Raw genomic sequence first — 14,796 nt, forward strand, 5'->3', positions numbered from 1 at the left:
TTTCCAGTATGCATCCTGGCCACCAGCAGAGGTTGGAACGCGTGTCTGAGCCTTCCGTCATCAACCTGCTCGTCGCGGATCCGGTTCAAAGCGATATCGAGCATATCGTCAAGACCTTGCGCGGCGAAGGCTACCAACTCGAATTGATCCACGCTGACCAGGCCGAGGAGATTCGCGGCGCGATCGATTACCAGCCGCTGGACCTGATTCTGGCGCGCTTGGCCGAAAACCTACCCAGCATCGCCGAGCTGCGCCTGATGGTGGTCGAAGCCAAGCAGGATATTCCGATCATCGTCGTGATGGACGACGAATGCCGCCAACAGCACAAGCCCGCCCGCTTGCTGGAGGAAGGCGCCGACGACTTCTTCGACCTGGACGACGCCGATCATCTGGTGGCGGTGGTGCGCAAGGAATTGCGCCATCTGCAGAACCGCAAGCGCGAGCAATCCTTCGAAACCCGCTTCAAGGAAAGTGAAAACCGCAGCCAGGCGCTGTTGGAAAACATCCAGGAAGCCATTGCCTACATTCACGAAGGCGTCCACGCTTACGCCAATCCGGCCTATCTGCGCCTGTTCGGCTACCCAAGCAAGGAGGATCTGGCCCAGATCCAACTGGTTCACATGGTGCCGCCAACCTACCGGGACGCGCTGAAGAGCGTTTTGCGGCGCAGCATCCGTTCAGGCAAGGCCATCGAAGCGGTGGAACTGGCCGGGGTCCGCAGCAACGGCCAGACTTTCCCCATGCTGCTGGAATGCGCGCCGACCCGGATGAACGACGAGCCCTGCACCCAAATCATCGTGCGGGACGCGACCCCGGAGAAAAGCGCCTACAACCAGCAATTGGAAAATCTGCTCAAGTACGACGACGTCACCGGTCTGTATAGCCGACGGTTTTTCCTCGAAACCCTGGAGATCGACCACAACGGCACCGTACTGTACGTGCTGTTCACCGATTATGCCGCCATTCGTTACGCCATGGGGTTCGAGGCCATCGAGCAATTCATGCTGGAAGCCGCCAGCCTGTTCAAGGAAATGCTCGCAATCGAGGACATTGCCGCCAATTTCGCCAGCGGTGTGTTCACGATTTACGTACCGGCACGGTCGTCCACCGATGCCACGGCATTGGCCGAGAAGATCCGTGCATCGGTCGGCGAACACAGTTTTCAGATCAACGGCAAGCTATTCACGACCACCTGCTGCATCGGCGTCTGCCAAGCACAGGAGAGTCACGAGAGCGCGGTCCAGATTCTGGCGCATGCCGACCGTGCCTGCGAAGCCGCCCGCCAGAAAGGCGGTAATCAGATCGAAGTCTACAAACCACCCAAGGAAGAACGGCAAGGCGGCATCAGCGAACAGGACGAAGCCAGCATCCGCCTGATTCGGAACGCTCTGACCAAGGGGCGTCTGAGCCTGCTCTATCAGCCGATCGTCAGTTTCGAAAACGCGCACGAGGCGCGCTACAAGGTTTATCTGCAAATCCTGGACGAAACCGACAAACCGCAGCCCCTGGACAAACTGGGCGCGGTGGCGGTGCGTTACGGTCTGATGGGCGCCTTGGACAAATGGACGCTCATCCGCGCGCTGTCGGCGCTCATCGAGATGAACAAGACGGGGACCAAGCCGCCGATGCTGTTCATCCGTTTGTCCCGCAACTCGCTGACCGACCCGGAATTTTTCGATTGGCTCGGCAAGCGCTGCAAGGACAGCCGGTTACCGGGCAACCATCTGGTGCTGGAAATCAAGGAAAGCAACGCCGACGACTGCTTCGACGAAACCCGGCAACTGCGCGCCCGCCTGCGGGAGTTGGGCTGCGGCTTGGCGCTATCCCACTTCGGCGGCAAGCCGCATTCCGACCGCCTGCTGCGAGAGCTGGTACCCGATTACATCAAGCTGGACGGCAGCCTGATCGAGCGCTTGGCCAAATCCAAGGACGAAAACAGCCGCCAGTCGATGGCGGGACTCGCCGAGCAGGCCCATGAACTGAAAGTCCGGGTGGTGGCCGCCGGCGTGTCCACCGCGCCGCAGATGGCCAGCATCTGGCAGTTCGGCGTCACGCTGGTGCAGGGCAACATGGTTGCGGAAACCAGCCTGCGGCTGGATTTCGATTTCCGCCAATATTCCAGCTGAGCCGCAACCCGCCGCAATGGCCCACTGTCACGCGGCTCGCGTCTCGGCTTAGGCTCGCCGGCGCAATGCCTCGATGCGTTCTTCCAGCGGCGGATGGGTCATGAACAGCTTGCGCAGGCCGTCGCCCAAGCCGCCGTTGATCCCGAACGCCGCCATCTGCGAGGGCAATTGCGACGGTTCCGACAGTTGCCGCAACCGTTCCAGCGCCGCGATCATCTTGCCGCGACCAGCCAGTTCGGCGCCGCCGGCGTCGGCGTGGAATTCGCGCCAGCGACTGAACCACATGACCACCAGCGAAGCCAGCAGGCCGAACACCACCTCCATGACCATGCTGGTGATCCAGTAGCCGATGCCGGGACCGCGATATTCCTGGTCGCGAGAAGACAGCGCCTGATCCACCAGATAACCGACCACCCGCGACAGCGCGATCACGAAAGTGTTGAGCACGCCCTGAATCAGCGCCAGCGTCACCATGTCGCCGTTGGCGACGTGGCTGACCTCGTGACCCAGCACCGCTTCCGCCTCCTCGGCGGTCATCTGTTCCAGCAGGCCGGTGCTGACCGCGACCAGCGCCGCGTTGCGGTTGGCGCCGGTGGCGAAGGCGTTGGGTTCCGGCGAATCGTAAATAGCGACTTCCGGCATGCCGATGCCGACCTGTTGCGCTTGGCGGTGCACGGTTTCCACCAACCATTGTTCGGTCTGGGTGCGTGGTTGCTCGATGACCTGGGCACCGACCGACATCTTGGCGATCCACTTGGACATCAACAACGAGATCAGGGAGCCGCCCATACCGAAGATGGCGGCAAAGATCAGCAAGCTGGTCAGGTTGAGCCCGGACTGATAAAGAAAGCGATCCACGCCCAACAGTCGGGCAATCACGCCCAGCAGCAGCACGACACCCAGGTTGGTGGCAACGAACAGCACGATACGCTTCATGGAGTTTTCTCCTGACAAGAAGGCGAGAAATCTATAGGTCCCGTGGCAGGGATTTCAAGCCCCGCGCCACCGGTTCAGGGGCGGAGCCGGCGGGTGAGGAACATGGCGTCGCCGTAGCTGAAGAAACGGTAGCCTCGTTCGACCGCATGGCGATAGGCGCGCAAGATCTCGGCGTGGCCGGCAAAGGCCGCCACCAACATCAGCAAGGTGGACTCCGGCAGATGAAAATTGGTGATCAGCGCATCCACGCAGCGAAAGCGATAGCCCGGATAGATGAAGATCCGGGTGTCGCCGCGGCCAGGGCCGGGGTAGATCGCGATCGCCGGCGGCGGTTTCCAGCGCCCGCACCACCGTGGTGCCGACCGCGACCACCCGTCCGCCGCGCGCGCGCGCCGCTTGAATCCGCTCGCAAGTTGTCGCGCCGACTTCGATCAGTTCGGCGTGCATCGCGTGCTCGGCGATCCGCTCGACCCGCGGCGGCTGAAAGGTGCCGGCACCGACATGCAAGGTCACGAATGTCTGTTCCACGCCCTGTTCGGCCAGTCGATCGAGCAGGCTCTGTTCGAAGTGCAGGCCGGCGGTGGGCGCGGCCACCGCGCCGGGCCGGCGCGCGTAGATGGTCTGATAGCGCTCGCGATCTTCCGAGGTCGGCTCATGAGTGATATAAGGCGGCAGTGGCACCCGACCATGCCGTTCCAGCAACTCCGGCAGCGCTTCGTCGGCCTCGATACCAATTTCGAACAGCTCGCCGCGCCGGTCGAGCACGGTGGCGGCGAAACCGGCGTCGAACAGCAACCGGCCACCGGGTTTGGGTGGCCGGCTGGCGCGCAGATGGACCAGTGCCCGCCGTGGATCCAGCACTCGCTCCACCAGCAGTTCGCAACGACCGCCGCTGGCCTTGCGCCCGAACAAGCGCGCCGGGATGACCCGGGTATCGTTGAACACCAGCAGATCGCCGGGGCGCAGCAGATCCGGCAGCTCGCGAAACATCCGGTCGGCGAGCACGCCGGTCGCGCCGTCCAAGGCCAGCAGCCGGCTGTCGCCGCGCCGGGTCGGCGGATGCTGGGCAATCAGTTCCGGCGGCAGGTCGAAACAAAAATCCTGTCGTCGCAACGTGTCGGACCGGGCTTGCGCTTCCTGATCAGGTCGGTCATCGTGGAACCCCTGCCGACTGGAAAACTCTGAATCGTTCATTCCGTTGCCATTACCGTGGATATTGACATGCGTAAACCCCTGCTGATCGCCGCCATCCTGTATGCCGCCAGCGCGCTGGCCGCCGACCCCTCGTCACCCAACGCCGCCGAAACCGCCAAACGGCCGAACCTCAGCCACATCCAGACGGCCCTCGGCGGGGCGGCGCCCGACGCCGTCAGCCCGACCGCCATTCCGGGGCTGTACGAAGTGCTGATCGGCGGCCAGGTCCTGTATCTGAGCGAAGACGGCCGGTTCGCGCTGCAAGGCGACCTGCTCGATTTGAGCACCCACGACAATTTGACCGAGAACCGCCGCGACGAATTGCGTGGCAAGGCCATCGAGGCGGTTGGCGAGAATAACATGGTCGTATTCGCCCCGGATGGACCGGCCAAGTACACGGTGACCGTGTTCACCGACATCGACTGCGGCTACTGCCGCAAGATGCACAGCCAGATCGCCGCCTACAACAAGGAAGGCATCAAGATGCGCTACCTGATGTTCCCGCGCGAGGGCGTCGGTTCCGACTCCTTCGACAAGGCGGTTTCGGTCTGGTGCGCCGCCGACCGGCGGGAAGCGATCACCAAGGCCAAGCGCGGCGAGAACATCGAGCGCAAGACCTGCGACAACCCCGTTCAAGCGCAGTACGAACTGGGTCAGAAACTGGGGGTGCGAGGCACGCCCAGCATGATTCTGGAGGACGGCACGATGATCCCCGGCTATGTGCCGCCGACGCAACTGGCGGAACTGCTGGCGCGGAACAAGGACGCCAAACCGGCCCAGCCCTGAAGTGGCGTTGGCCCCGTGCCCACCACGGACGCCCAGGGAGTTCGGCCGGGAATCATAAAGGCTCGGTGTCTCGGCCAGAAATGCCCACCGCTCAACCGTTGGTTTTCTGTCACGCTGTTGCCGGCGCCGGTCTTCCTAATCATGCTGTTTGTCGCCCTGCCGTGGGGAATTTCCCAAGCGGCGGCAGCCACGGTCACCGTGGACGTGAATCTTGCCTCCAGGCCGACCAACACCGTGATTCCGTCCCAAGCGCTCGGCGCGGCCGTGGATGGGCAGGACCGGGGCGTCAGCAGCGCCATTTTCCGCCCCGCGACCCTGGCCGCAATGCGTTCGGTGGGGCTGCAACCGCTCAGTTACCGGTTGCGCACGGAACTCGGCATCGCCGTCTGGCATTGGAATCCCAGAGGACGCTGGAGCGATCCGGATCACGCCTGCGGCTATTGGACCTCGGACAATCGCGTGCTCGATCCGATCGCGATTTCCCATGGATACCGTCTTCCGCGTCGAGGCAACACCATCGACCAGGCCGAGAATAACGGCTACTCGCACCTCGCCGACGGCGATCTGGCCACTTTCTGGAAGAGCAATCCCTATCTCGATCATCGCTATACCGGCGAGGACGACGCCCGTCACCCACAGTGGCTGATCGCCGATCTTGGCAAGCGCCAAGCCGTGAACGCCATTCGCATCGTTTGGGGTGTGCCCTACGCCAAGCGTTATCGGGTGCAGTACTGGGACGGCGAGGACCCTGAATATCCGGATGAGTACCCCCCGGGGAGCTGGCGGAATTTCACGATGGGCGTCGTGCTGGAAGCTCAGGGCGGCGATGTGACCCTGCGCTTGACGACCAAGCCCGTCAAGGTTCGTTTCGTGCGGGTCCTGATGAATGCTGCCTCGGGCACCGCGCCAGCCGGCTCCAGCGATATCCGCGATGGCCTGGGTTATGCTATCCGCGAGGTGTACCTCGGTCGCCTGGAACAGGGCGTTCTGCGCGACGTGATACGCCACGGCACCAGGCGGGATCACCAGACTCTCTTCTTTGTGTCCTCCACCGATCCCTGGCACCGAGCCTCCGATTTCGATCCGACCATCGAACAGCCCGGCATCGACCAGGTTTTCGCCAGCGGGCTCACCAACGACCTACCGGTTCTGCTGCCAGTCGGCGTGCTTTACGATACTCCCGCCAACGGTGCCAACCTGCTCAGCTATGTGCGCCGCCGGGGTTACTCGGTGCGTCGTGTCGAAATAGGCGAGGAACCGGATGGCCAGTATGTAGCTCCAGAGGATTATGGCGCCTTGTACCTGCAAGTCGCGGACGCGCTACGCGCGGTAGATCCGGGAGTGGAGTTGGGAGGCCCATCCTTCCAGTCCCTGCCGCCGGATCCCATGATGGCGTGGACGGGCCACGATGACATCGAGGATCGGCCTTGGCTCACGCGGTTGCTCGCTTATTTACAAGAACGAGGACGCAGTCGGGATCTGGCCTTTCTGTCATTCGAATGGTATCCATTCGACGAGATCTGTATGCCGCCCGGCCGGCATCTGCCGCAGGGGCCGAGCCTGCTGGCGGAGGCGCTGGATCAACTGCGCCGGCAGGGATTACCGCCATCCATCCCTCTACTGATGACCGAGTACGGCTATTCCGTTTTCGCCACCCAAGCCGAAGTGGATCTCCCAGGAGCCTTGTTCAACGCAGACGCCGTCGGACAATTCCTGACCTTGGGAGGCGCGGCCACTTATCTCTATGGTTACGAGCCCAGTCCGCTGGAACGTGAACCGACCTGCGAAACCTGGGGCAACAACACGCTGTTTCTCAGCGACGACCGCCGCCGGATCCGAGCGCGCACCGCCACCTACCATGGCGCCTGGCTCCTCGCTAGGCAATGGGTTGGAGCGGCCGATCAACCTCACTATGTATACTCTGGACATCCCGACCGCACCGGGAATGGCGCCGCCTTGATCAGCGCCTATCCGATCCTGCGTCCCGATGGATCATGGTCGGTGCTGCTAATCAACAAAGATCCCAAACGGAAATGGATCGTGCGCATCCGGTTCACCGGGATCAATGGTGATGGAGTAGAATTTCTGCATGCCCCAGCCGACCTCTACCAATTTTCCGCCGCCCAGTATCGGTGGCGGGCCGCCGGCGCACAGAGTCATCCCACGCGCGATCGCCCCCCCGCCCACACATCGTGGTCAGGCGCGGGGGTGATGACAGTCGGATTGCCGGCCTGGTCGCTGTCGGTGGTGCGTGGCCAGGGACCCTTCCCGCCCAAAGTCAATTGACGCCGCCGCAAAGGTCACCCTCCAAATTTTCACTTTAATCCTTTTTTCCCGATGCCTGACGAGGGGCTGGCCGCTAACGAACATGCGGCTCGGTTCCCTTTGACCGCGAATGGGGATACGCCTGAACGCGAAAGTCCACTCGATCATTTCAACGAATTGACACCGCCGGTTTGCAATCAAATATGTCTTCCCTGAACGACCCACTGACCATGGAGGAAGGCCATTCTCCGCTGGCGCCCGTTTTTTTCGATCCCAGCCGCAAACGCTGGCCGCGTCTGCGGCTGGGGCTGACGGTGTTCGGCTTGGTCCTATCTTTGTTGTTGGGAGCGCTGATCCTGAGCATCCTGGTCAGTCCGATGCTCCCGGCACTCAATCTGCCCAGCGCCAGTATCGTGCCCCACGGCGCCCACATGGCGCCACCGCCGCCTTCCCTGTCCTTGCCGCATGCGCTGACCCGCCGCGAACGCGCCCTGCGGGATACCAAGGACAAGTTGGCGCGGGAACGGGAACGCGCCCTGCGACATTTGCTGCTCCAACCCCAACAGGCGAATGCTGTTCCGAATCGCCCCCTCACCATCGGCTTCTTCGTCAACTGGGATGATGCGAGCATGAGTTCGCTCAAGGAGAACCTGGGCAGCCTGGACATGATCATCCCCGAGTGGCTGCATCTAGACGGTGAGGATGGCACGATCCGAGAGGACGATCCCAACCGCGCGGACCAGGCCACCCAGTACATTCGCGCCCGCCGCTCCGACCTGCGCATCATGCCGCTGGTGAACAACTGGAATGGCAAGGAGTGGGAAGGTGACAAACTGGGTCGCATGCTCGCGAACCCAACCGCCCGCGCCCACGCCATCGCGCAACTGGTGGCTTATGTGGAACGCCACGAATTCGCCGGCGTCAGCGTCGATTTCGAAAACATCCCCGCCAAGGCTCACCCCAATTTTCGCCGTTTCATTGCCGAACTATATGCGGTGCTTCAGCCGAAAAACCTGCAACTATCGATCAACGTGCCCGCCAGCGATCCGGCTTTCGATTATCGCGCGCTGGCGCGTACCGCCGACTACCTGATCCTGATGGCCTACGACGAACACTGGTCCACTGGCACGCCCGGACCCATCGCCAGCCTGCCCTGGTTCGCGAAGGTCTTGCGCCAGCGCCAGCACGATGTGCCCGCCCAAAAGATGATCGTGGCCATCGGCAATTACGGCTACGATTGGCTAAAAGGTAGCCACCACGCCGAGGAAATGACCTTCGAGGAAGCGGTGCTCACCGCCCAGGAATCCGAAGGCAACATCCGTCTCGACCCGGTTTCGCTGAATCCGACCTTCGAATACGCCGACGACGATGACCATATCCATCAAGTGTGGTTGCTGGATGCGGTGACAGCCTTCAACCAGTTGGTCGTCACCCGCTCGATCCAGCCCGCCGGCGTCGCCCTCTGGCGTCTGGGTGGGGAAGATCCGTCGCTGTGGCAGGTATTCGGCAAGCACGAACCCCTGGACGCGCGGTGGGCCACCCGATTGGAAGAGGTGCACTTCGCCTATGGATTGGATTACGAAGGGCGCGGCGAAATCTTGCGCATCACGGCTCAACCTCATTCCGGCAAGCGTGCCATCGAATTCGATCCGAAACGCCATCTGATCACGGCCGAACGCTTTACGGCATTTCCCTCGCCGTATGTGATCACCCGGCAAGGTGGCCAGGATCGAAAAGTCGCATTGACCTTCGACGACGGTCCCGATCCTCGCTACACCACCCAGATCCTCGATACCTTGCGTCAACTGGGTGTGCGCGCCACCTTTTTCATCATCGGCGTCAATGGCGAACTGCATCCCGAGCTGCTGCGCCGCGAAGTGAGGAAGGGCATGAAATCGGCAGCCATACCTTTACCCATCCCAATATTGCGTTCATTTCGCCCACTCAGTTTCAATTGGAACTGTCGGCGACCCAGCGGCTGCTGGCCGGCGCGGTGGGTCGCCAGACCTTGCTGTTTCGACCGCCATACGCGGTGGATGCCGAACCGGAAACCCTCGATCAGGTACGGCCTATCGAACTGGCCGGCAATCAGGGTTACCTCACCGTGGGCATGCAGATCGATCCAGACGACTGGCAACGTCCTGGCGTGGATGAAATCGTGCGGCGTACCGTGGAGGCGGCGGTACGTGGCGAAGGCAACGTAATCCTGCTGCATGATTCCGGTGGCGACCGCGAACAAACCGTGGAAGCCATTCCCAGGATCATCGAAGCCTTGCACGCCCGAGGGTTTCAATTCGTCACCATCGCCGAGTTGTTGGGCCGCGACCGGGACGAGGTGATGCCACCGGTGACACCCGAGAGCCGCTGGCGAACCGGGTTGGACTGGGCCGCGTTCAGCCTGATCAACCTCGGGGCCGTCGCGATCCACTGGTTGTTCCTGATCGGCATCGTGCTGGGGATCGCGCGCTTGCTGTTCATCGGCGCGCTGGCCGTTTACCAGCGCTGGCACAAACGGCGTCTCGTCTTCGATCCGGCCTATTCTCCGTCGGTGGCGGTCGTGGTGCCGGCCTATAACGAGGAAAAAGTCATCACCCAGACCATCACCTCGCTGCTGGCCTGCGATCATCCCGACCGTTTCGAGATCATCGTGGTGGACGATGGTTCCAGTGACGCCACCTATCGTTTGGCCGCCGACACCTTCGCCGAATTTCCCCGAGTACGGGTGTTCAGCAAACCCAACGGCGGCAAACCGGCCGCGCTCAACTTCGGTCTGAGCCGGACCCGGGCCGAGATCGTGGTGGCGCTGGATGCCGATACCGTTTTCACCCGTGACACCATCACCAAACTGATCCGACATTTCGCCAACCCCAGGGTCGGCGCCGTGGCCGGCAACGCCAAGGTGGGCAACCGCACCAACCTGCTGACCTGCTGGCAGGCTCTGGAATACATCACCAGTCAGAACCTGGACCGTCGCGCCTTCGATAGACTCAACTGCATCACGGTGGTACCCGGCGCGGTGGGGGCATGGCGTCGTGAACTGATGGAACAGGCGGGCAGGTTCACCAACGACACCTTGGCGGAAGACGCCGATCTCACCATGGCGATTCGCAAGCTGGGTTACGCCATCGTGTACGAGGACGAGGCCGTGGCTCTTACCGAAGCCCCCGATACCGTGCGCGGGTTTATCCGCCAGAGGTTCCGTTGGATGTTCGGCACCATGCAGGCGGCCTGGAAACACGCCGATGCCCTGTTCCGGCCGCACCATGGCGCCTTGGGCTTCATCGCCATGCCCAACGTCATTATCTTTCAGGTGTTCTTTCCCCTGGTTTCCCCGGTCATGGATCTGTTGCTGATCGGCTCGTTGGCGACGGATGCGTTCAATCGCTGGCAGCACCCCGTCGAGTATTCCTCCGATGGCCTATGGCGTGTGCTGTTTTATTACGCGTTGTTCGTGGCGGTGGATTATCTGGCGGCCGCGCTGGCATTCGCCCTGGAACGCAGGGAAAACAAGTGGTTGCTTGCGGGATTATTCTGGCAACGCTTCTTTTACCGTCAATTGATGTACTACGTGGCCATCAAGAGCACCCTGGCCTCCCTGCGCGGCGCGCTGGTGGGCTGGGGCAAGCTGGAACGCAAGGCCACCGTCAGAATCGCCTAAAAAGCGGGCCGCATCGACGTTCGACTGGAGGGTCTTCATCGTGTTCTTCGGCCAGAAAATCCACCCGCTCAATTTCGACGGCCCCGACCGGCTAACGATAGGCACCGACGCGGTCGAACTGAGCGGAGCAAACGTCCGGCTATGGGTCCGCTGCACCGAGATCGCCGACGGCTGCCTGCGACTGCGCTTCGAGAATGAGCGGGTGACCGACGGGCGCCAGCACTCGGACGCCGTGCTACCGGAACACCGACCAGGCCGATCGGTTGTGCCACAGATGGAGAGAGACACGGCGGTCTTCGCGGCGACGGCGGGGCGAGTCGAATTGGATGCGACCCGCCTGCGGCTGGAATTGGCGGGATTTTCGCTGGCGACCGTCACCGGGGGCATCGGCGGTTGTGGCGAGGCGTTATTGCTCAACTTCGACCTGAGCGCCGTGGATGGCTGCTACGGCTTCGGCGAACGCACCAAGCACCTCAACAAACTGGGCGACAGCGCCGAATATCTGACCGTGGACGTGGTGGCGGTGTTTCGCCATACCTACGCCCGCGACGACTACGATCCGACCTATGTCGCCATTCCGCTGGCGATTCTGAAAAGCGGCGAGCGGTTTCTGGGACTGTTCTTCGACAATCCCGGCCGCGCGGTCATGGACGCCGGCAAGTCCCGACCGGGTGAGTTCTGGTATCAATCGCTGGGTGGCAACACCGATCTTTACCTTCTCGCCGGTCCGACCCTGGCCGAGGTGGTACGGCGCCACGCAGCCTTGACCGGCCGGGCGCCGCTACCGCCACTGTGGGCGCTGGGTTACCATCAGTGCCGCTGGAGCTATCGCAACGCGACAGAACTGCGGGAACTGGCCGCGCAATTCGCCGCCGCTGACTTGCCGGTCAGCGCGCTGTGGTACGACATCGACTACATGGACGGCTTCCGGCTATTCACCTGGAACCGCGCCGAATTCCCCGATCCCGCCGCCCTGAACCGCGAGTTGAAAGCCGCCGGTATTCACACCGTCACCATCGTCGATCCCGGCATCAAGCGCGAGCCGGGTTACGCGGTGTACGACAGCGGTCAGGCGCGTGAGGCGTTCTGCCGGACGGCGAGCGGACGGGAGTACGTGGGCAAGGTCTGGCCGGGCGATACGGTGTTCCCCGACTTTACTCTGAAGACCACGCGCGACTGGTGGGCCGGCTGGCTGGCCGAGTTCCTGCGCGACAGCGCGCTGGACGGCGTATGGCTGGACATGAACGATCCCGCCACCGGCTACAGCCGCACCGAGGAAATGCGCTTCGACCATGGCGCCGTTCCTCACGACCGTTATCACAACCAGTACGCGCATTTCATGGCGCTGGCCAGCCGGCGGGCCTGCGAGCAAGCCGATCCCAACGGCCGGCCGTTTCTGCTGACCCGCAGCGCCTGCGCCGGCACCCAGCGCCATAGCGCGGTGTGGACCGGCGACAACGCCAGCAACTGGCGGCACCTGCGCATGTCGCTGCCCTGCTCGCTGAATCTGGGCCTATCGGGCGTGGCTTTCAACGGCCCGGACGTGGGCGGCTTCATGGACGATGTCAGGGCGGAACTGCTGGTACGCTGGCATCAGGCCGGCTGCCTGTTCCCCTTCTATCGCAACCACTCCGCCCACTTTACCCGCCGCCAGGAGCCCTGGCAGTTCGGACCGGCGCCGCTGGCGGCCATTCGCGGCGCGATCCGCACCCGCTACCGGTTGCTGCCGTATCTGTACCAATGCTTCTTCGCGCATTGGCTGGCCGGCGATCCGATCATCCGCCCACTGCTCTATCACTATCCCGGACCCGAGTTCAGTGATCTGGACGACCAATACCTGGTGGGCGACGCCCTGCTGGTCGCCCCGATCTTGCACGGCGAGGGTCAGGGTCTGGAATCCATTCGCCACGGGGTCACGGCACAGGAACGGCCGGTGGTGTTGCCACCGGGCTGGTGGTTCGATCTTAATCGAGGGGAATGGCTGGAGGGTGGCCGATCGCTACCCTATGCGGCGGCACTGGACGAACTGCCGCTGTTCGCCCGCGATGGGGCCGCGCTGCCGTATTACCCCGGTCCGCTAAAAAACAGCCTCATGGACCTGAGCGCCATTGAGTTGCATCTATTTTGCCGCGAGCAGCCAGCGCGATTCGATTATTTCCTGGACGACTGGGAAACACGGCGCCATGAAAGTGGTGCTTACGGCGTGGCTCGCATCACGGCGGAAATCGAGGGCGGGCGCTTGCGCGTCGTCATCGCCGAGTCCGGCGACTATCCCACCGATACGGTGCGTTTTAGTCCGGTGGTCTACGGTCACCCGGAATTACGGGAACTGGAACTCACGATCAACGGCCGTGCCGCGATCCAGCCGCTACGTGCTGGTCAACGCGATTGGTTGTGCCGGACTCTCGATGTACAAGCTTGAGCGTACTTTTCGCCCAGATCGGCGATTTGCTCGTTCAACGCGGTGATGGCTGAATCGGCGTCGCGCGCCTGGAGCGCGGCTAGGATGCTTTCGTGTTGGGAGACTAGGCGCTGCCGTTCCCGGAACTGATACACCACCATATTGGCAACCGGCTGCAGGGCGTCGATCACCGTCAGCACGATAAATTTCAGCAGTGCGTTATCCGTGGCGTCCGCCAGAACGCGATGAAAGCGCACATCGGATGCACAGAAATCCACATCGCTGAGCGCGGGATCACGCTGAATATCCAGTTCCACCGCCAGTGCGACCAAATGAGCGTCCGTCCGTCGCTCCGCCGCCAGGCGACAGCACAAAGTTTCAAGCCCCTGGCGGGTTTCGGCGATGTCGGCCAGATTGAACTCCCCCATCCCCACCAACAGGGTCATGGCGTTGGTCAGGTTGAGGCGTACCTCGTCCTGACTGGGACGATTGACAAAGGTGCCTCCGGTCGGGCCACGGCGCGAGCGGATCAGATGCTGGGCCGCCAATCGTTTGAGCGCCTCACGGATGGTCGGGCGTGACACCTCGAAGCGGGCCGCCAATTCTTCCTCGGTCGGCAAGCGTTCATCCACCTTGAGACTGCCTTTGACAATTGCCTCACGAATATTTTCCGCGATCTGCTTGGCCAGACTTTCCGTGACCAGCGGCTCGAATTTGATGGCCATATCGTTACCTGCACTGGGTCCGCTGCAATAGCATCGACCATTGATATTTCATAACTACTTGTCTTTATTTATTTAACGTCAGTTCTGGATAAGGATGGGGAGATGGCCCCCGGTGTGGAACCTGTTAAGGTTCCTGGTGACCACACCGACTACACCGAGGGTCATCCCGATGAGTTTAGAAGACTTATTCTGTGACGTTGATGAGTTCTGCCAAGTCTTCCTGCCCGCTTGGCATCGTCAACTCCTGACGGAAGGTACCCGCCAACGACGGCGTGCCAGTCGTTTGACCCTCAGTGAAATCATGACGATCTTGATTTATTTCCATCAATCGCAGTACCGCAACTTCAAGGCCTTTTATCTGTTGCAAGTGTGTCCGCATTGCCGGGGCGAGTTTCCCAATCTATTGAGTTACAATCGGTTTGTGGCCCTGATTCCCACCGCCCTGATGCCGCTGTGCATCTATCTCCACACTCGCCGGGGCGAGGACACCGGGATCGCCTTTATCGATGCGACGTCCTTGGTGGTGTGCCACAACCGCCGCATTCATAGCCACCAGGTCTTCAAGCAGGTGGCCCGTCGCGGCAAAACCTCCATGGGCTGGTTTTACGGCTTCAAGCTCCATCTCGTCGTCAATGACCGGGGCGAACTGCTGGCCTTCCCGCATTACCCCCGGTAACGTGGATGATCGCGAACCGGTGCCGGAGC

General features: G+C 62.1%; 7 protein-coding genes and 3 pseudogenes. 7 read left to right on the forward strand and 3 right to left on the reverse strand.

Annotated elements, in window-relative coordinates:
• The first annotated feature begins 41 nt into the window (after positions 1-41).
• Positions 42-2,126, forward strand: a complete 2,085-nt coding sequence (locus E4P82_RS14680) for an EAL domain-containing protein (RefSeq protein WP_169249593.1) — start codon at positions 42-44, stop codon at positions 2,124-2,126.
• Between the two features lie 48 nt (positions 2,127-2,174).
• On the opposite strand, the gene htpX is transcribed toward E4P82_RS14680, so the two are convergent.
• Positions 2,175-3,062 (reverse strand): protease HtpX, encoded by an 888-nt coding sequence (htpX, locus tag E4P82_RS14685; protein WP_169249594.1) that lies wholly within the window; start codon positions 3,060-3,062, stop codon positions 2,175-2,177.
• 74 nt (positions 3,063-3,136) lie between these two features.
• Positions 3,137-4,175: pseudogene (queA, locus tag E4P82_RS14690) on the reverse strand (tRNA preQ1(34) S-adenosylmethionine ribosyltransferase-isomerase QueA).
• 108 nt (positions 4,176-4,283) lie between these two features.
• Between queA and E4P82_RS14695 the strand changes: the two are divergent.
• From E4P82_RS14695 to E4P82_RS14710, 5 genes and pseudogenes are all read left to right on the forward strand, one after another.
• Positions 4,284-5,042, forward strand: a complete 759-nt coding sequence (locus E4P82_RS14695) for a DsbC family protein (protein WP_169249596.1) — start codon at positions 4,284-4,286, stop codon at positions 5,040-5,042.
• Between the two features lie 141 nt (positions 5,043-5,183).
• Positions 5,184-7,328, forward strand: a complete 2,145-nt coding sequence (locus E4P82_RS14700) for a discoidin domain-containing protein (protein WP_169249597.1) — start codon at positions 5,184-5,186, stop codon at positions 7,326-7,328.
• Positions 7,329-7,936: 608 nt separating this feature from the next.
• A pseudogene (locus tag E4P82_RS22265) lies at positions 7,937-9,279 on the forward strand (glycosyl hydrolase family 18 protein); the annotation flags it as partial.
• 138 nt (positions 9,280-9,417) lie between these two features.
• Positions 9,418-10,965: a bifunctional polysaccharide deacetylase/glycosyltransferase family 2 protein gene (locus E4P82_RS22270; RefSeq protein ID WP_246327607.1), complete on the forward strand. Its 1,548-nt coding sequence runs from the start codon at positions 9,418-9,420 to the stop codon at positions 10,963-10,965.
• Positions 10,966-11,005: 40 nt separating this feature from the next.
• Complete coding sequence (locus tag E4P82_RS14710; RefSeq protein WP_169249598.1) at positions 11,006-13,387, forward strand: glycoside hydrolase family 31 protein; 2,382 nt, start codon at positions 11,006-11,008, stop codon at positions 13,385-13,387.
• Here the strand turns inward: E4P82_RS14710 and E4P82_RS14715 are convergent.
• Positions 13,345-14,091: a FadR/GntR family transcriptional regulator gene (locus tag E4P82_RS14715; RefSeq protein ID WP_169249599.1), complete on the reverse strand. Its 747-nt coding sequence runs from the start codon at positions 14,089-14,091 to the stop codon at positions 13,345-13,347. The two genes, E4P82_RS14710 and E4P82_RS14715, sit on opposite strands and share 43 nt — an antisense overlap.
• A 169-nt stretch (positions 14,092-14,260) precedes the next feature.
• On the opposite strand from E4P82_RS14715, the pseudogene E4P82_RS14720 reads away from it, so the two are divergent.
• Positions 14,261-14,796: pseudogene (locus E4P82_RS14720) on the forward strand (IS982 family transposase); the annotation flags it as partial.

The sequence above is a fragment of the Candidatus Competibacter phosphatis genome (assembly GCF_012939995.1).
GTDB lineage: Bacteria > Pseudomonadota > Gammaproteobacteria > Competibacterales > Competibacteraceae > Competibacter > Competibacter phosphatis.